The 18,606-nt window shown below is 48.1% G+C and carries 23 protein-coding genes; 4 read left to right on the top strand and 19 right to left on the bottom strand.

The window, feature by feature from the left end; genetic code table 11:
- Positions 1-10: 10 nt before the first annotated feature.
- The 18 genes from DX130_RS17910 to DX130_RS17825 all read right to left on the bottom strand — a co-directional run bounded on the left by DX130_RS17910 (position 11) and on the right by DX130_RS17825 (position 14,797).
- Complete coding sequence (locus tag DX130_RS17910) at positions 11-265, bottom strand: hemolysin XhlA family protein (protein ID WP_116047680.1); 255 nt, start codon at positions 263-265, stop codon at positions 11-13.
- Positions 266-307: 42 nt separating this feature from the next.
- Complete coding sequence (locus DX130_RS26515) at positions 308-454, bottom strand: CD1375 family protein (RefSeq protein ID WP_165861343.1); 147 nt, start codon at positions 452-454, stop codon at positions 308-310.
- Positions 455-519: 65 nt separating this feature from the next.
- Positions 520-861, bottom strand: a complete 342-nt coding sequence (locus DX130_RS17905; RefSeq protein ID WP_116047679.1) for a hypothetical protein — start codon at positions 859-861, stop codon at positions 520-522.
- Positions 862-882: 21 nt separating this feature from the next.
- On the bottom strand, positions 883-3,459 hold the full coding sequence (locus DX130_RS26715) for a hypothetical protein (protein WP_206098847.1): 2,577 nt from the start codon (positions 3,457-3,459) through the stop codon (positions 883-885).
- Positions 3,460-3,462: 3 nt separating this feature from the next.
- Positions 3,463-4,080, bottom strand: coding sequence for a putative phage tail protein (locus DX130_RS17895; RefSeq protein ID WP_116047677.1), 618 nt, complete (start codon positions 4,078-4,080; stop codon positions 3,463-3,465).
- Positions 4,080-5,531 (bottom strand): phage tail protein, encoded by a 1,452-nt coding sequence (locus DX130_RS26985; protein ID WP_240644561.1) that lies wholly within the window; start codon positions 5,529-5,531, stop codon positions 4,080-4,082. Before DX130_RS26985 ends, DX130_RS17895 begins: the two co-directional genes overlap by 1 nt.
- Positions 5,532-5,534: 3 nt before the next feature.
- On the bottom strand, positions 5,535-6,572 hold the full coding sequence (locus DX130_RS17880; RefSeq protein WP_116047675.1) for a baseplate J/gp47 family protein: 1,038 nt from the start codon (positions 6,570-6,572) through the stop codon (positions 5,535-5,537).
- Positions 6,573-6,968 (bottom strand): DUF2634 domain-containing protein, encoded by a 396-nt coding sequence (locus DX130_RS17875; protein ID WP_116047674.1) that lies wholly within the window; start codon positions 6,966-6,968, stop codon positions 6,573-6,575. It abuts the gene before it with no gap.
- The gene (locus DX130_RS17870; RefSeq protein WP_116047672.1) at positions 6,965-7,225 is read right to left on the bottom strand and encodes a DUF2577 domain-containing protein; all 261 of its coding nucleotides are present in this window, start codon (positions 7,223-7,225) and stop codon (positions 6,965-6,967) included. Before DX130_RS17870 ends, DX130_RS17875 begins: the two co-directional genes overlap by 4 nt.
- Positions 7,222-8,193: an XkdQ/YqbQ family protein gene (locus tag DX130_RS17865; protein ID WP_116047671.1), complete on the bottom strand. Its 972-nt coding sequence runs from the start codon at positions 8,191-8,193 to the stop codon at positions 7,222-7,224. The genes DX130_RS17870 and DX130_RS17865 overlap by 4 nt, the downstream gene beginning before the upstream one ends.
- Positions 8,190-8,885 (bottom strand): LysM peptidoglycan-binding domain-containing protein, encoded by a 696-nt coding sequence (locus tag DX130_RS17860; protein WP_116047669.1) that lies wholly within the window; start codon positions 8,883-8,885, stop codon positions 8,190-8,192. The genes DX130_RS17865 and DX130_RS17860 overlap by 4 nt, the downstream gene beginning before the upstream one ends.
- A complete protein-coding gene (locus tag DX130_RS26710; RefSeq protein WP_206098846.1) occupies positions 8,882-10,987 on the bottom strand; it encodes a hypothetical protein in 2,106 nt (701 codons plus the stop codon). Before DX130_RS26710 ends, DX130_RS17860 begins: the two co-directional genes overlap by 4 nt.
- A 240-nt stretch (positions 10,988-11,227) precedes the next feature.
- On the bottom strand, positions 11,228-11,647 hold the full coding sequence (locus tag DX130_RS17850; protein ID WP_116047668.1) for a phage tail assembly chaperone: 420 nt from the start codon (positions 11,645-11,647) through the stop codon (positions 11,228-11,230).
- Between the two features lie 31 nt (positions 11,648-11,678).
- Positions 11,679-12,143 carry a phage tail tube protein gene (locus tag DX130_RS17845; protein WP_116047666.1) on the bottom strand — a complete coding sequence of 155 codons (465 nt, stop codon included), beginning with the start codon at positions 12,141-12,143 and terminating at the stop codon, positions 11,679-11,681.
- A gap of 1 nt (position 12,144) precedes the next feature.
- Positions 12,145-13,464 carry a phage tail sheath family protein gene (locus DX130_RS17840; protein ID WP_116047665.1) on the bottom strand — a complete coding sequence of 440 codons (1,320 nt, stop codon included), beginning with the start codon at positions 13,462-13,464 and terminating at the stop codon, positions 12,145-12,147.
- A 1-nt stretch (position 13,465) separates the two neighbouring features.
- Complete coding sequence (locus DX130_RS17835; protein WP_116047663.1) at positions 13,466-13,648, bottom strand: hypothetical protein; 183 nt, start codon at positions 13,646-13,648, stop codon at positions 13,466-13,468.
- Positions 13,645-14,079: a phage tail terminator family protein gene (locus tag DX130_RS17830; RefSeq protein WP_116047662.1), complete on the bottom strand. Its 435-nt coding sequence runs from the start codon at positions 14,077-14,079 to the stop codon at positions 13,645-13,647. The genes DX130_RS17835 and DX130_RS17830 overlap by 4 nt, the downstream gene beginning before the upstream one ends.
- Positions 14,080-14,299: 220 nt before the next feature.
- Positions 14,300-14,797, bottom strand: a complete 498-nt coding sequence (locus DX130_RS17825; protein WP_116047660.1) for a hypothetical protein — start codon at positions 14,795-14,797, stop codon at positions 14,300-14,302.
- A gap of 199 nt (positions 14,798-14,996) precedes the next feature.
- Here DX130_RS17825 and DX130_RS17820 point away from each other — a divergent pair, with 199 nt between their 5' ends.
- The 4 genes from DX130_RS17820 to DX130_RS17805 all read left to right on the top strand — a co-directional run bounded on the left by DX130_RS17820 (position 14,997) and on the right by DX130_RS17805 (position 18,165).
- Entirely contained in the window at positions 14,997-15,416 is a 420-nt protein-coding gene (locus tag DX130_RS17820; RefSeq protein WP_116047658.1) for a helix-turn-helix domain-containing protein, read from the top strand.
- Positions 15,417-15,533: 117 nt separating this feature from the next.
- A complete protein-coding gene (locus tag DX130_RS17815; RefSeq protein ID WP_116047656.1) occupies positions 15,534-16,160 on the top strand; it encodes an ImmA/IrrE family metallo-endopeptidase in 627 nt (208 codons plus the stop codon).
- A gap of 2 nt (positions 16,161-16,162) precedes the next feature.
- Positions 16,163-16,552: a hypothetical protein gene (locus tag DX130_RS17810; RefSeq protein ID WP_116047655.1), complete on the top strand. Its 390-nt coding sequence runs from the start codon at positions 16,163-16,165 to the stop codon at positions 16,550-16,552.
- A gap of 65 nt (positions 16,553-16,617) precedes the next feature.
- Positions 16,618-18,165, top strand: a complete 1,548-nt coding sequence (locus tag DX130_RS17805) for an FAD-dependent oxidoreductase (RefSeq protein ID WP_116047653.1) — start codon at positions 16,618-16,620, stop codon at positions 18,163-18,165.
- Positions 18,166-18,229: 64 nt separating this feature from the next.
- Here DX130_RS17805 and DX130_RS17800 read toward each other — a convergent pair whose 3' ends face one another.
- A complete protein-coding gene (locus DX130_RS17800) occupies positions 18,230-18,577 on the bottom strand; it encodes a hypothetical protein (RefSeq protein WP_206098845.1) in 348 nt (115 codons plus the stop codon).
- Positions 18,578-18,606: the final 29 nt, after the last annotated feature.

Below are 18,606 nucleotides of genomic sequence, written 5' to 3'. Positions count from 1 at the left end.
CTTATACATATTACAAACCCCGAAAAAAGAAGGAAACGACAGCTGCCACAATTCCGCCAATGACCGTTCTCCAGAGCCATTTTTGATTATCCTGTACGTCATTAATAATATGATGTGCCGCCTTTACGCTTTGTAGCGCTTCTGCGGCATTTCTGGCTGCTACCATAGCCGTTTCCTTCGTCTCCGTCATCACATCGATTTTCGTCTCGACACGAACGATCCTCTCTCGGATCTCCGATAACATCTCTCCTGTATTACCTGACATAACATTCCCCCTCTTTCTATGAAAATATGAAAAGAGCTCCGCTTATGCGGAGCCCACCGGTTTACCATCGACACCAAGACCTTGAGACTGAAGCTCAGATTCAACTGCAACCTGAAGGTTGGCAGGTACTTGAGAAAATCCTCTTCTGCCTGCTGCGACAAGAGCAGCATATACTGATACGATTGCCATAATTATTATTCCTCCTCAATTTTGGATAAAAAAAGAGCCTGATAGATGATCATTATTAGATCAACCTACTTAGCTCCATTCATCATTTCATACAACTCAGCAACAGCCTCAAGAGTTGTTAATTTAGCTTCTTCAGCAGCGGCAAGTTGCACTTCCAATTGCTCAATCTTTTGTTCACTTGTTAGCGGGATTGGGACGTAATCGTAGAACACTTCATTCGTGATTTCATTGTAATACATCAATGGAGCTTCACCAGGATTGCTAGCAGGTTCAGGAAGCTCATCTACTTTAATTAATTTACTTGTATTAATACCGTTACGATTAGCATAAGCCAACCCTTCTTCTGACCAAATGACATCAACCGGACGTTTTTCACGTGGACCTTCTAGTACGTTAATATACTGCATGTAAATTCCTCCTTTATATTCTTACCAAAATGTTGGGAATGCACCGATACGTGGATGAGAAATTATTGATCTGATTATCTGATTACCCATCGGCGTACTTGTGGAAAGTAGATTCCCAGTCTCCGCATCGTATCTATAGATATGACCTGATGCCAAGCCGATAGAAACAATGCCATCAGGGGTAATATCAATACATTGAGCGGTATTTTCACTTGCTAGCCATTGTGCCTTACCCGATAAAATAAAAGACATGTCGGATTGTCTGTACTTCTCAAACGTCTTAGTTGCCTCACTAGTAACATAAAGATATTCACTGTCACAAACTATGTTTTTAAAATCAAGACCACCTCTATTGGACTCTACGTCCGTACCAACAACCGAAAAATCGCTAGTTCTTTTTTTACTAATTTGAGTACCACTTACAATAAAAACATATTGACCGTCAGCACTGAGGGCAATCCCAAAAGGTTGAGTATTAAAAGGCTTCGAAGATCCTGAAGTAGACTTAATAAAGACAACACCATCTTTTTCACTACTACAGTCAAATTGCTTTACAGCAAGCGATCCAGATAAATTAAATGCAGCGTACAACATATCTGCAGAACTTGCTTCTAAACTAAAAATAGTTGATGTATCGTAATAATGGAGATGGTTAGTTCCTTGTGGAGCTGTTAAATCATTTTTATTTCTACGACCTACCTGCACAACTGAAAAATTTGGATTTAAGTTGCCAGTCCCCCAATACATGTATTTATTTCCTACAGCAAAACTTCTTATATTACTTTGAACATACGCAGAAATGAGTCTATTACCATTACTATCGTATTTCGAAATATAAAAACCAATATCAACATTATTAGTAACATGACCATGCCAGTAAACACTTCCATTTTCGTCCATCGCTAAATGCGTGTAATTATTACCAGGATGATATGAAGCAACATTACTGCTCCATTTGGCATTCATAGTAGAATCGAACTTTTTTAATGAATTTGATATGCTATTTGTTGCTACAATAACATCATAGTTATTTGCTGAACTGAACTTGACCCATGTCGTACCATTATAATAATATGCATCTTCATAAATCCATTTCGAGCCATTCCATAGTTTAGCTATACTTAAGCGTCCATAAATCTCCAACAACCCGTTTATAATTCGTTGTTTGCCAGTTGTATCAGTTGTGACAATTTTGGTTTTTTGTACAGTCCCTTTAACAACAGGTTCAGTGAACAGAATTTGAGCATTTCCATTTACTTTAGTTTCATTGATATTGTCCGAAATGACGTAGTTACTGATAGAGTTTGATGTTTTCACCAAGATATCATGCAATTGTGGATTGTTAGGAAACGTGCTCTGGACAAAGACTCGCGCCATTTCAATGTTACCAATGCCTACAGCATTTAGCTGAGCAGCCGTCGCTGTCACGAAGTCATTGATTCCATCCCGATAACCCTCTGATGTCCTTAGCCTTAAGGTAGTGCCGCTTACAGCAGCTGATAATGCCGCGGTATCTCCAGCCCGATCCACCATTGTTCCTGAAATAATCCCATTATCCGTCCCGATCGTCTTACCAGCAAGAACGTCCGCAGCGATTGCGGTTCCATAATCACCCCCTTCACCCTGTAAGATAAAAGCCGTGCCATTGTAACGAAGCGTGTATACACCGCTGGCGGCTAGCTTGCCTGCAATTAGAGCTCTGCCTTTAGAATCCAGAACCGATTTGGCCCCCAGACCATTGACATTTAATGTTGCCGTTCCCGTATTTGCAACATGCGTTTTGATTGCAACAGCCACTCCATCCGCATATGCAGTCAAAGCAGGAGTTAATGTTACTGTGTATGCCACACCTGTACCCGCCGTTGTTCCATAACCAGGCTGACGAACGTAATCGGCCAAATGAGCGTTATACGTTGCAAGCGGCGCTTGCTGAACGTTGTCGACATTTCCTAAGCCAACATCGCCCTTTGCCAGCGCAACTGCCCCCGTTCTTCCCGCTACACTTGTCACGGTATTCACTTGAGCACCCACCGCTACACTATCCAGCTTCGACTTATCCGCGCCGGACATGAGACCTGCGGTTGTTGTCGTAGCCGCCGTCGTGTTGGCTTTCGCATTCCATGTCGCTTTTTCCGCATCCGTTACAAAGCGATTGTTGGCGTCCTGCGCAATAACAGAAGGAGCATGTGTCGCCGGGTGCACGTAATTGTTAGCGCCTGCTGCAACGCCGTCGAGCTTGCTCTTGTCCGCTGCCGACATTAGTCCTGCGGCAGAGCCTGTAGCCTGAGCTGTGCCAGCTTTCGCATTCCACGCTGTTTTCTCCGCATCCGTTACAAACCGGTTGCTAGCGTCCTGCGTAATCATAGAGGAAGGATGAGAGGCTGGATGCGCATAGTTATTCGCCCCCGCCGCAATACCAGCAAGCTTGGACTTCTCCGCTGATGTATAATCCTCCGTAGAAAGCCCCTTCCCTGTGACCTTATCGACCTTCCCCGTAATCGCGGCATCCAGAAGATCCGCGTTTCCGTTAAAGTCATCGATGTTGACGTTGTCTGTTCCTTCAGGCTTCTTTAATTTCAAATTCGGTGTTAATTGCATCGATCACTCACCCCCGTATGTTCTTAATTGATTCCAAGTTCGTGTACCCGCTTGCTGCCAATTGAGGCCAGACACCATGTCCCAAGTCGTAAATGTGTAGACAAAAGATACGGAAAGATGTGCCGGCTTAATCGCCTCCAGCGTCTGGACGAAGCCCGCCATATTAGCAGGAACACCGAGTATGCCGATAAACTGAACGACAAATCGATTTTCTGCTGGAAACTCCTTCACATCAACCTCACCGCCAGAGAACGCAGAGGCAATAGCAATCAGCTTTTGCTTGGTTAACGTGCCGTGACCGCGCAGCTTGGCAATAATGATCTCGCGGCGCCACTCCGGCGTCATCGAGATGTCTGTCGACAAGCCCAGTTCCTTCTCCCAGTTATCGAGTCCCCAAGTCGCTGTCGATACGAACTGTTGGAGCAAACCGTCGGCACCATTCGACCAAGCTTGTCCAACCTCTTCCGACAATGTAGCTTGAAGCTCAACCATATCGCGGATTTGCCGCCAATAATGAGGCAAATAATCGATAAGCTGTACCTTCTCTGTTTCTGGCAGCTCTGCAGCTTTCAATGAACTGCCATACGAAAAAAGCCCATGTTGTGATTCTCCGTATACCATCAGGAATCACCTCGCAATTGTCCCCAAGAAACACCCGTAGAGAGCTTGCTTGCCGCCAAATCATAAGCGATTTTAACCGCGCTGGCCGTTGCGGCAACCGTTGTGCTGGTGCTGTTAACAGCCGCTGATAGCTGTACGATTCCAGCAGCGCTCGCGGATGCCGCAGGCAATCGGGCTGCTGCCATCGTGCCAGCCGTAATATCTGCCGCGCTATGCTGGTGAGCAGTTGGTGGGAATGTAGATGGCTTTCCCGATACCCCTGTCCAAGGTACGCTGTCAGCCGCATCGGCTGCATTCACTTTGCCGTCGTCATTGGTGTCGTACACGGACTTCAGCATATCTCCATTGCCAGTACCACTCAGTCTTACGGCAATAGCCTGCGCCGTTCTTTGAGGCGTCATATACAGATTGGCGGCTGTCCCGGCTTCCGCCTGCGCTTGCGAGGCAACGCCATAATTTTCGACGCCGCCAAGTCCGACATCCGCCTTCGATAGCGTGACTGCACCAGTCTTGCCCGCTACGCTCGACACACTGTTCACTTGAGCACCTTCGGCAATTCCGTCCAGTTTGGTTTTATCTACAGAAGACATAAGTCCGGCTGTGGATGCGGTCGCATTTGAGTTGCTAGCCTTAGCATTCCAAACGTTTTTCTCCGTATCGGAGACAAATTTGTTATTTGCATCTTGTGCAATCATGGACGGCGGATGTGATGACGGATGCGTGTAGTTATTAGCTCCCGTAGCAATTCCTGCCAGTTTATTCTTCTCAGCTGCTGTGTAATCTTCCGAAGAAAGTCCTTTTCCAGATGCTTTGTCCACCTTGCCAGCAAGGTGTGTCGTTACGGTAGCGGCAAAGTTCGGATCATTGTTCAGGGCATCCGCCAGCTCCTGAAGCGTATCCAGCGCCTCAGGCGCCGCGCCAATTACATTCTGAATGCGCTGATCCGTCTCGCTTTTCGTATAGATTGAAGCTTTGTCCGCTTTTGTTAACAGTTGAGTATCCACATATGTTTTATCCGCCTTGGAAGATTCTCCAGCGGTCAGTCGGCTATTCAAATTACCCGTCAGTGCATCATTCGCAAGCTTGTAACGATCTACTTCGTTCTGAGTAGCCGTAATAGCCGATTGAACAGAGTTAATATCGTCTGCTTCTACTTGATCACCTTGCGTCTGATACGTCACATAAACCTTCGGCGAATCGGAAAAGATCCTCAGCAACCTTTTCCACGGAGTCTCCGCAGGAATGGATACAACATAGTCAGTAATGGCCTTTCCCGTGAACAACGGACCTGTGTACGCTTTGATCGAGCTAATGGCAATGTTGTCATGGGCCAGTGGACCTTCGTATTTGCCATCTGTCAGCGTAATGGCTTCTTCAATGGTGTAAAAACTGCCGTCTGGCTTCTTATTCAGCTTCTCGGTATAGCGATCTATTGCTGTTGGATAAGCCATAGCCTACACCTCCAATTCCACGCCGGTCAGATCGGGAAGCTCTTCCGAGGCCAACTCGACGTTCGCTGCCGCTCCGTTCAGCGTCAAATTGGTATAATCGATTACCCCTTGGGTACGCAGCAAAAGCGTCCCGATCTGGGCAATACTCACATAATCAGAATCAATGGTCACGCTTCTCAGATAAGCCTGGACGGATGAAGCGAGCGCCTCTGTTACATCCTGCAAAACATAGCCATCCGCCAGTCTTACCTTAGCTCTGAGCAAAATCGACTTAGCCGCGGCAGAAACGACTGTAACCGCAGCACCAATTGGACGGACCGTATCGATGTAAGCCTTTGTCGTATTCACCAGTACCGGCGCAGCCGGCTTCATTTGGCTATCGAAAATAACGACCTTCACCGATCCCGCACCATTCCATAGCGGATATACTCTAGCACCGCCAACGCCCGGAACCTCCTGCGCCCAGTTTCGATAATCAGCCGCATTGCCGCCGCTTGACGGGTTGCGCACCCGATGCAAATATCTCGCTCGCAGCGAGTCATCGGATTCCAGATCCTCCCCATGCACAATGACATCCGACAGTTCAGCCCTTACGAGGCCATTAATAAAATCTAGCGGAAGCAACGGGCCATAATAGAGATTCCCTCCCGCTCCGGGCATTTCGCATTCCATTCTAAATACGCCAGCGGACAATCGCTCGCGAACCACATAATTGATTCCTTCGCCTCCATACCGACTGCCAATCGGAATATCTAACGGGGCCTGATTCTCACCGTAAAACAACCCTTTGCGCTGGGCTGTTGTCGCCGGCTGCCTATTCACGCCAAAATCAGCTGTACGAAGCTCCAGGTATTCGCCGCTTGACGTAATACCAAAACCCAGTCGCTGCTGCAATTCCATCTCTGCATAAAGCTGCGCCAGCTCGGCTGCTGCCGGGGCAAGTGCATCGTAAATTACGCTGCCTTCACGCTTGTCGATGCTGCCCGGAACCCGGTCCAACATACGCTCTAAAATGACTTCCATCGTTTGAACATTATCCAACTAACTCACCTCCATCGCGGCATCAAACGCCCCATATTGCGAGACTACAGTAAACGAAAGCATCATCCGGTCGCCTTCCATGCTGGCGCTGACTCCTTCAACCGCTTCAATGCGATCATCCTGCGTCAACGCTTCTTCAAGCATTCGCCTTGCTTCAGCCGCTGCAATGGAGGGATGCCTGCCAAATAAACTTTTTAATTCATGCCCGTAATCTGTGCTGTAAATCAGATGCCTGAATCGATCAGTCTGTAATATTTTGTAGACGGCTTGCCGCAAAGCATCCATGCCATCGGTCATGCCTGTCACACGTCCGCGATCCACATCCAGCTTCCATGTACGGGAAGGCTGTTCGCCAACCTCGATTATTTGGCTTAATACGCCTCCTTGAGGAATCATGCGCTCACCGTCCGATCAAGCACCACATATCGCTGACCGCCTTGCATCCGAAGCAAGAGGACTCGATCCCCCTGCTCCAATCCGCGCAGCGCCAAGCTTTCCGTCAAGATTAAAAAACCCGCCGGCAGCGTGAATCGTTGATCGACTCGCACGCTCAGCGGATGAACAGATACAACTTCGCCGTACAGGATATTGACGGGATTACTTGCTTCCACGGCTCCTGCTCCGGCTTTTTTGATCAGCTCCAACATACTCATCCAATCACCTTCACATCCAGCGCCATCGTATGGGAGGCGCTATCGAATTTATGCGTGCATTCATTCACAAGAAAAGGCTGATTCACGCCGTATTCCTTGATCCATACCCGAACATAGCAGCCTGCACGCACGCGCATGTCACCGATCGCACTCAGCTTGAGCGTCTTGCTCTCCCTGTTGTGCAGAGTGGTTAACTGATCAAGAAGCTCATTAATCTGGGTCTGATTCTTTTTCTCGTCGACCGATTGATAGAGCTGAAGCGTTCCCCATTTGGCGATATTACTGCTATCCTGCTTCACATGGAGCTCCCGTTTTCCCGTTTTCTTGTTGTCTTGATAGAGAACAATGCGGTTGTACGTGTCTTGATCAATCGATGTGGACAGACTGTAATCTGTCAGTAAGCTGCCTTCGCCAATATAGAAATCAACAAGCATGTCTTCGATGTTACGAAGTGTCAGTGAGCCAAAGTCATCATAGAGAACGAAATTTTGCCCTTTGTGAATAAGCGTCAGCGTTAACGCCTTGTCGCAGACATCCAGCAGCTTCTGCCCATCCTCCACCATCTCAGGAATAACATATGGCGTCTCGGCCAGATGACCGACTTTCAGCTTCAGCTTGTTGGCAACTGTTCGAATAATCTCAGAAGCCCGTTTGTTTTCGAAAACAAACGTGTCGGAGGACAGCAAATAACGAATCTGATCGTAGGCCTTCACCTTGACCGCCTCCTCGCTGCCTCCCTCAACACTGAAAACATAGCCGTAGAACACTGGCTTGTCATCCTTGGTCACATGAATGATATCACCGTTTTGAATCTGAAAAGCCTGAAGCTCATAAAGCCCGCCTTTGATCAGCGTAAAATCAAGGGTACCCGCTTTGCCGATCCGGCTTGTCTTCCAAGTCAAGTCCCCAACGATGTCAGAAATATCCCATACATTGCCGTTCTTATTGTCAATCATCACTCGAATCATGGCAGCTTCAGCACCCTTCCAACCTGCAGCCGCTTCGTCTCAGCGTCGCTAATGCCGTTCAGCTTTTGAATCTCGCGCCAGCGGTTGCCGTCACCAAGCTTGGACTTTGCTACTTTCCAAAGCGTATCTCCGGCCACAAGCGTATACGTCTTCGCCTTGGCGCGATCATCCGGGCGTTGCTCCCCTTTTGGCACAACTGCGTTATTCTGTACCACGACTTTTTTCGCCGCATAGAATCGGTAGTGCTTCAGCTTAATGGAATATTCAATATCACCTATGCCCCCGGCTACCTCCTTCCACTGGAAGGATTCGATCGTAGCCGGAGTGTTAATGACCACATCAGAAGCGGTAGTACCGCCTTGAAATATAAAACGGATGGGGCGTTTGCTCTCCATCCATCGGGAAATTTTGCGAACTTGTTCAATTGGCGGCACGACCTTAACGACTGGCTCCGGGTCATTTTTTTTATCATCATGAGGGGGAAGCATGAATGGGTATAATTTTGCAGGAAAAAAGCTGCTGAACGCATACTCGGACAGCTTGCGTTCCTTAATGACATTAATCTCGCCCAAGCCTACAACATCGTACGTATTGCCCTTTCCCCCGTCAGAAATCTCGATCGAAGAAGGCAGCACCTGAATATCAAGCACTTCAGTGCCATTGTTAAAGCTCAGCTGCATCCGATAGCTCATCGATATACCCCCTCTGCCGAAACAGCGATCTCCTCTTGCAGCACCGTCGTAATCGCTTGAACCATAGAGCTGACGTCCATCCCGTTTCTGATATCGCCGGTTTGCACATTAACGGACGGCTGCAGCGTAACGAAGTTTTGGATATTTTTCAGTTCGGCCAACTCGCGCATCGTCTTCAGGTCTTCACTGCTGATATCAACGGTATCGTTGATTTTGCCGACCTCGTCCAGACGGCCGCCTCCAACTGTTACTATCGCATCTTGCTGAAATTGAGTGCCTGGATCTTCATATGCGTTCGCAGCTTTCTCTTCAGCTATTTTTTCTTCAGCCATTTTCTCTTTATTACGTTCATTCTCGCGATCGCTAAAAAACTGTTGTAATTTATTTTCACGGTCTGTAGCATTTTGTGCTGCCTTTTCTTTAGCATTGTTCACTTTTGCTCTCTGCGTTTCAACTGCATGATTCACCACAGTATCAAACGTAAGTGATTCCGGTATGTCCACCTTTATTCCCAGTAGGTCTAAAACAAAATTCGCCACTTTTTTGAAAAAACCAAATAATGTTTCAAAGAAATCACTAAAGAAGCTTGCCAGCTTCTGAAAGACCAACATGACTGCCAGTATCGTTTCATTAATGATTACTGGTATTTGATCTATGAAGTTTAAAACACCGTTCCAAATCCTATAGAAGAACATTGCGAAGGAATCATTGGTCTTCCATAGCCCTACAATTGCTGTAACCAAGCCAGCGACTAATGAAATAATTAATATAATGACATTGGCTTTCATTGCTGTATTCATACCATTCCATGCTGTTTTCAAACCAGTAGTAGCAACTGTCAATACCCTCATTGCAATAGCTGAAATTGCCATGTAGGATTGGCTGATCATTTGTAGCGTGTTATAAATATTGACTGCTTTATTAACACCATCAAATACAGAGCCGAAAGCGGACCAGTTATCAGCCATAAAACCAACGACAGCTGCATTTTCCGACATGAGAGCAGTCAAATTATTTTTAAGTACCGAAACCGACTCTGCGACACCTGGCAGTGCATCCAGCTTCTTTTTTTTCTCCTCGGCTGCAGTCGCCTCAACTGCTTGATCAGCTCCAGCCGCAGCCCCTTCGACCGCAGGCGCCGGCAAAGCAAGCGTATTGCTTGGGGAATGTTCTATAACATCCATTGCAGACATGGCATTGGCAGTTTGCAGACCACTAGTGGCCTTGTTCGCCAGTACAACGCTATTCTCCGGTTCTTTATAAGGAACCGGCAATAAATTGGAAGACCCGCCGTAGGGAAGAGCCTCCATTGTTCCAGAGCCACGCCCGGAAGAAAATTGCGTAATGAAAGAGACGATACTCGAAATTTTGGCCAAAATGCCGCTTAGGGAATCATTGGCTGCGTTGAATCCGCTTTGGATCGTTTTATGCATGGAATCCAGCCATTCTTTCAATTGGGTGCCAAATGACATTTGGAGAGCTGCAAGACCAGTCAACTTAGTGGACATCTCTTCAAAAATGGCACCCTGACTGCTTAGTATGGCTTCCATTTGCTTACTCGCAGCCATCTCGGTTTCTTGCTTCTTCTTTTCTTCTGTCTTTTTCTTTTCATCCTCTGTAATCGACTTGATATCCGGAATGTTGGAGCCGATTATTCCAATAAACTCCCCAAACTTAGGAATAACCTCTTTTTTGATTTTCTCTTCCAGCTTGGCTCGTTCCGACTCTAACGATACCGCTTTAGTTTCCTGTGCCGGAGGCTCTGCGGGAACAAAACTTGGAAGCTGAATTGCTGTAGATATCCCCGCCGAAGCTATCGGTTGAGAGACGCTTATCATACGTTTGCCAGCTGCATCAATCGCCTCCGCCAAGGCCGCTATTCCTTTAGCCGCTTCATCCAAAGGAGTGACAATAGCTGTGACCGCACGTTCCATAGCGCTCATGCTACTCTGCATCCGCTCCGCTGCTTTGCGCTCTGCTACTATCATGGAACGCTGCATGCCATCCACGGCCAAAGCAGCGAGGTTCATGGAGCCCATCATGCCTCGAACGACGCCTAACAGCTGCTTTTGTCCCCTAACCAAAGCTTTTGTCGAACTCATCGATTCACCACCTTTCGGGTACGATCAAAGGGACTGCTCCCTGTTAAGAGAATCAGTCCCTGTATATGAACAATCACTTCTTCCTCGCGTTCTGCTTCCGCTCAGCTGCTATGCGTTCCTGGATGCAGGCAATCATGAAGGCCTTCTCCTCCCGGGTCTGGCTCATGTATTCGCGAGGCGTCATGTGGAACTTCATGAGGGCGTAGTACGCATAATTGGCGTCGCTGTCGCCCTCGCGAATTAGTTTTTTGCTTCGTCTACGAGCTCCTCGAAGTTCGTATTGTAACCGGAGATCCGTTGAATTTCCTTCGACAATTCTTCGACTTCGCCAGCCAGCAGCACCTTTTGCAAGTAACCGTCCGAATCAAAGCAGCCCAGCTTCTGAATGCTGGCCGCATCCTTGAAGTTAGGAACAACCGTATGATTAATGACAATGGCTTTCGAAATTGCGCCAGAATCAATTTCCACCTTACGATCCTTGCTCTTCGGATTGATCTTCATTGCACGCTTTTGGTACGATGCCATATCGTCCGCGCTCATCGCACGGATCGTAAACTTCATCAGCTTGCCGTCCTTGTCTTTGAATCGGTCGGAAATGACAACCTCCTCCGTCAAATTATCTACAGGGTGACTGTTCAAAAAATCTTGCAATGTACTCATAAAATAATGGCCTCCTCAAAAGTTTAAAATCTTAGGATTGAAGCGAGTTGAACTTGTCCGGGATGTCGAAATCCTCAAAGGTGAACGGAAGCTCTTCTTCCAAGGAGTCCTCCGCCGTTGCGTCGAACTTCGTAAGCAGAATGCTGTCCAGGTTGCAGCGGCGCAGCACAATGGTCTGCTTGCCCGCTCTGGAAGCCGGGTCTTCATTCACGATAGTCAGATCGAAGTAGAAATCTTTGCCCGACTTTACGTACTCCTTCGTCAGCTCACGAAACTTGGATGTGATGTAGTAAAGCGTAAGCGTACCCGTACCTGTCCAGCCTACCGTCTTCTTGCCCACCGTTGTTTTGCCCAGCATAGGCACGTCGGCCTTAGTCTTCTCGATCGTTGCTTCGCCTGTTTTGGCATAAAACAGTTCCTCCATCATACCGTCAATGCTGACCGTTGCTTTCGCCTGCTTGCCGCTAATCGTATCTTGTACGTTCATGTATGACATATTATTTTACCTCCACGGAAATATAGATTTTTTCGACAGCGTCTACCGGTTGAATATAGAGTCCCACAAGGACGCCATCCGACTGGCCTTCAACTGGCGCTACGGTAATATCCGCATCGGAATCCAGGTTTTGAATCGCGCCGATGTTTTGCAGATTCGTCATATAGTTGACAATTTCGTTTTTGAGCAGCGTGCGGCCATCTGCATTATTTGCTACTTTGCCGATGTAGTAAGAGCTGAACACGCGGGAAATATCATTGTTGATCGCATCTAGTACGCGAACGACACGGTTTTTGCTGAAGTAGCGTCCTTTGTCCGGCGTAAAAGCTGTAAACGTATTGATATCCTGCTCGACAAATGCGCGTGTGCCATCCTGCGAGAACAAGAGCTCGCCGTTTTGCAAAGCTGCAACGGTCTGGGTATGGGTATATCTTGGAGAAGCGTCGACTGCGCCGTCATAACCCGCATAAGTGAGCGACTCGTTAGCTCCGGCTGCGGCGGATGCGCCTGCGACCCATGCGGTCGCTTGGGCAGCATAAACTGACTTGCCGTCTGCCAGTACAACGCCGTTTTTCACACTGATGACGCCTTCGTTATTGGCTGCCGGATAGTTTTCTACCACCAAGACAACCTTGCGGCCTTCGTTGTCACGCAAATTATTAATAAAGGAGACGAACAGAGCCTTCAATTCCGCATCCGTAGAAGGAAGTGCCAGGGTGTGAAACTGTTGTGTCTCAATGGCATCAAGGTAATCGATATAATTCTGGTTAACGGCATTGCCGTTGGAACCGCCCGTTAGCGGGATGCCCGCGCTTTCGGTCAAGCTGCCGGAAGCATTCCAGGTTACCCATGCATTAGCCTTCAAGCCGGCAATATGAGCTGCCGTCTGGCGATCTCTCTCCACGCCTGCAACAAGCGTACTCACATCGAACAATGCCGGGCTATCCGCATTGGCCTCAACCACAACGGTAATATCATTGCCTCTCTCGCCGCCGTAACGAGCCGTTACAATCAGTTCACCCAGAGTTGCCGATGCTTTCACGCCTTCGTTTACCCGGTATAGCAACAATGTCTTGGCGCGTTTCAGCGCTTCGCGTACAAGCAGCAGCTCCGGTGCCGACACAGGGTAGCCGAGCTTCTCCGTTGTGTTTTCTCCCGCTTCGATAGTGATAATCCGCTTGGCTTCACCCCACGGAAGCGTCACAGGCATCGTTACGATACCACGCTCACCAACTGCTCCCAGCGGCTGCGGTGCGCTATTGAAATTTACATATACACCTGGTCTTACTTTATTCGTTGCCGTCCAATTTCCTCCGGTCATACTATTCCACTCTCCTATTCATAAATGTTTGCGCCAGTTGCTTTACTTGAGGAATGGAATAGGTCTCCCCGTTCTCAAGCAATGCGTCCAGCAAATTTCTTTCCCGTGCGGACCAGCTTCTGGCTCGCAGCAATTGGTCTTTCGTGAACGCTCGCTCCACGATCTCTTCGGATTCGCCGTTCATTTCATCACCGCCTTCTGTTCAATAACGCCCATTCTCGGCGCCTGCGGCTCCACACGCTTCACTCGAATGGTGATTCCCATGGTGAAATGAAGCTTTCCATCCCGTACTTCATGCTTCAGATCCGATACGCGATATCGTGTACCGCCAATCTCGACTAGCTGAAACAGTTCATACAATTCTTCTGCCAAATCATGCAGCTCCGCGATACTAGTATCCGAGCTTGCCGGCTCCGGGTAAGTAATGCCGAATGAATGCGCCCGGCTGTTGTAACCGCCGAGCATCGCCGTCTGAGACATCGCTTTAAGCTCAAGCAGCATCGTTCTCGGATTTACCGTTATCTGCGAAGTTTCGCCTGTGACAGTAAGCAGAGGAAAATGATTAGCTAACAGATGGAGCATATCTTCCCTGACGCTATTTGCCGTAACGGTCATGGTGCGTGGCCCTCCTTTCTGTCGATGCGTTACAATTGTTGCTGCCGAAACTTTTTCAAAACAGGAACGTTTGTTCGCTTTTTCGACAACTAAAGCTTATCATAGGAATTTCCCCGTGTGCTCCCCAATCTACCCTCAACTTGCCCCCAATAGAGCCGAGCATATGAAAACAAAAAATCGATACCCGGAAGATATCGATCTCACTTTGTAACGCTTTGCCTCACTCACTCTCACTATGTAGATCCCAATTCAACAGTCCCCACATCTTCAGCGTATGTGCTACGGATAACATTCCATCGTTCATTCGCCGGTCTACGGTGGAGCTTTTGTCGCCCCGCTTCATATAATAGAGTGTTTCCGAATACGTATGTCCTCGCAAATATCGCAGCGTAATCGCCTGCCGTGCCTCATCGTCGGGAATCATCGAGACCGCTCTCTCAATCGCGCTTCGAATGAGTTCGCATTCCTCGGCAGCCCGCTTTTGATTCTGAGCAAGCTGTACCGCATTAACGGTCTTGTTGGCATAGAGCTCCTCACCATCCAGTCGTCGCGTAATCTCGCTTCCATAGATCGTTTGTCTGAGCAGTTCTTCATGTGCTTTGTAGTCTTCCACAATCATTTTCAGCTCACTATATTTCCTAAGCATGCGTTGTGCCTGCTTTTTTTCCTCCGTCGTAGGTTTTGTCAAATAAGCTAGTGCTGCCTGTCCGCTAATCATTGCATCGCCTCCGCTGTACAAGATTCTTGTACTGTCTGCCTTTATTTTAGGTACAAGATTCTTGTATGTCAAGATAGAAATACATATAATTTGTATTCCACTTGTAATTCTATCGATTTGTAGTACAATATACTTGTACCCAAAAAGAGAATTGTGTTTAGCAAATTTTGCTTTGCAAAACCATTAAGGAGAGATAATCGTGTTTAGAGCCGATCGGTTAACAGAATGCAGAAAGCTTCGTAAGCTTACGCAAGAGCAGCTCGCGCACAAAGTTAACCTGACCAAGGCCGCAATCAGCAACTATGAGCAAGGGCGCAGCGCACCTCCGCATGAGACGTTGGCTGCTCTGGTAGACGCGCTCCATACGAACGCCGATTATTTGCTGGATCTCTCCGACAATCCCGATTCAAAATCTTTACAAAATACAAGCTTCTCTTCCGCGTCGAAGACTGCAGTTGGTCAAAACACCCAGCCGGATTCAGGCGTCTATATTGCATACTTAGGCGGCCCACCAGAAGAAATGGATGAGGAAGAAGCCGAGCATTTGAAGCGTGAACTGGAGATGTTTCGGGCATTCAAGGAAAAACGTCGCAGGGAACGAGAATCCTTAAAAGAATAAATGATAGGTTGAACTACATAGATTAGCTGGCCGGCATGGCCATTTGTCATTAAACCCCAAGGGGTTTAATTTTTCGCCCAATAAGCGAACACACATTCTCATTCAAGGAGGAGCCGCATGGAGCTTCTGAACTTCGAACTCTATCGACCTACGGCTATGGAGCTGTGGATTCAAGCCAAATTTAAAGAAGGTGGCATACTGGTTCCCGGGGATTTGGAGGATTTGGATCATATCGCTTCCCTTTTTGATGCCTTTATTGCTTATACGGAAGGCGAGACGAAAGTACTTTATGATGAAGATGGAGACTGCTTAATTTTTTTGAACATTCATCTGGATCGATATGAACAGCGTCTCGCTTTTTTCCATGAGTTATGTCACCCCGCTATGCATGCTGGCAATCAGCGAGAGCTTCCCCCCTCTTTCGTAAGTTTGCAAGAGACCCAGGCGGGATTGTTTCAGCTATACAGCGCCATGCCCGTTCATATGCTTCAAGATGCAGCAGCTATCCCGCAGCAGCCCTCTTGTTATCGCCAAATAGCCGAAGCCTTCGGCGTGCCTGCCGCCTTTGCGCAAGCAAGGCTCGAACGGATATCCAGACGGGTGAACCAGGAACGAAGGGACCGCAATATGCGCGCCAGATTGGCCGCTCAACCCCCTTGCGATCAGGGTTATTCCGAAGCGACAACCAAGCTGCTGAGGCAACTGCAACAGCAGACCTATATGAAGAAAGGAGCGACCCATTAGCGATGAGACAAGCTGTTTTTTACGAGCAGGACGGTGATACGGGCCAGCTGGTTCCTGTATGGTTCATGCTAGACGGAACAGAATCCCTTGACTGGAGCCATACATTATATCTGAGCTTAGACGCTCCCTTCGAGCAATATCTGTTCGATGAATGCGATATGGACAGCATGGCCTTATCCGTTCCCGACCATGTCTATGTTCGCAAGGTCGATGATTCAACTACATTCGGCATCCATCTTCCGAGGCTGCAAGCTTACGTCGAACAAATTGCAGCCGTAGCCGAGCAGCCTTTCTCGCTTCACGATCTCTCGCGGCTGATGCTTCGTATTTCCGACATTGAAGACACGCTTCAATTCGAGATCCGCCAACAGCTGCAATGGGATCGTTCATAGTCGAATAGAATGCCTGATTTAGGGAAGAAATGTATGGAGCACCTTACTTCAGGAAGGGGATTACGATGGCCAAATTGCCACCGCTGCCGACTTATCCGGAATCCTATTGGCTCCAATCTCTCAATGGACTGCCCGCTTACACCAAGCTTCAGCATGATACAGAAGCCGATGTAGCTGTCATTGGAGGAGGCATCTCCGGCATTACAACCGCTTATTTGCTGGCAAAAGAGGGCCTCAGCGTCATTCTGCTGGAAGCCGGCAAGCTGCTTCATGGAACAACAGGCCATACCACAGCCAAAATAACAGCACAGCATGATCTGATCTACGACGAGCTAATTAATCAAGAAGGAATAGAGAAAGCCTCGCTTTACTTCCAGGCGAATCAGGATGCGCTTCGGTTTATTGAACGTACCGTTAATCAGCACGCTATCGACTGCAGCCTGCTGCGGCAGGATGCGTATGTGTTCACCAACTCGGAAGATTACATCCGCAAGCTGGAGAAAGAGATGACCGCCTATGAGTCAATCGGCATTCCTGCAGCATATGTGGATCACATTCCTTTAACATCCATCTCATCGAGAGCAGCAATCAGGATGGATGACCAAGCCCAATTCCATCCTCTACGCTATTTAGAATCGTTAGTCCGTCAGATCACTGAAGCCGGAGGCCATCTGTACGAAGGAACTACTGCCATAGATATTGAGAAAGGGCAGTTGCCCACTGTGCGTACGGCCGATGGACATGCCGTCACGTGCAAGCATGTTGCCATCTGCTCACACTTCCCGTTTTACGATGGATTCGGGTTCTTTTTTGCCCGTATGCATGCGGAGCGTTCTTACGCGCTTGGTGTGAAATCCAATATCGACTATCCTGGCGGCATGTATATTAGCGCGGAGGATCCGAAGCGCTCTATTCGGAGCGCGACTGCAGAAGACGGTTCACCCCTCCTCATTATCGGCGGGCAGAAGCATAAGACAGGCCAGGGCATATGTACCATTAATCACTACGAAGCCTTGCAAGAATATGCCGCTAACCAATTTAAGACCGAAGAGATCCTCTACCGATGGTCGGCGCAAGACCTGGTTACAGGCGATAAACTTCCGTATATCGGTCGTATTACCGATGCTGATTCCAAGTCGAATATTTATATCGCTACCGGCTATCAAAAGTGGGGTATGACCACCGGCACCGCAGCCGCTATGATCATCAGTGATCTCATTCAAGAGAAAGAGAATCGCTACGAAGAGCTGTTCTCACCATCCAGATCCCTCTCCGTCAAAACGCTCAAAAACCTGGTCGTCGACAATTTCGACGTCGCCAAGCATCTCATCAGCGGCAAGTTGGAGATGGTTCACCGCAAGCCTGACGATCTGGAACCGGATGAGGGTGCAGCCGTCACCTTACATGGACGAAGAGCCGGTGCTTACCGCGACAAGGAAGGAAAGCTTTACATCGTTGATACCACATGCACACATATGGGCTGTGAGGTCGAATGGAATAACGGAGATCGGACATGGGATTGCCCTTGCCATGGCTCCAGATTCTCCATTACTGGCGAAGTCATGGAAGGGCCGGCAGAGAGACCTCTCCCCCTTCTTTCTGAGCAGCATTAACACAAAGCAATAACCCCCTGATTGTGATGCAATCAGGGGGTACAATCATGCCAAATAATTCAGCTTATTGCCGGTAGTAGCTGGAGCCACTGTAATTCGTGTATGGCTGTTGTGTGCTCGCAACATAGCTGCCAGCGGTTGAGGTTGAGTGTGAGATTTGGTTGCATAGGCTAGTAATATGCTGCATTTGTTGCACGGCCGTCTGATGGCCTTGTAAAGCCGTTTGAATGATTTGCGCCGCTTGCTGTTCGCGCTGAGCAATCTGCTGAAGCAGCTGAGCATTTTCCTGCTCTTGCTTTAACAGCTGCTCATACTGTGCGGATGCCCGCTGCGTTTGTTGAATCAATTGCTGTACGATACCTTCGATTTGTTGCACTTGACTGGATGTTTGGCCTGATTGAAACTGGTTCATGTGTTGCCTCCTTGAAAGTTTGTTTGAAT

The organism is Paenibacillus paeoniae (assembly GCF_003388735.1).
Classification (GTDB): Bacteria; Bacillota; Bacilli; order Paenibacillales; family Paenibacillaceae; genus Pristimantibacillus; species Pristimantibacillus paeoniae.
Note: the sequence above shows the minus strand (reverse complement) of the source record. Positions and strands in the feature narration are given on the sequence as shown.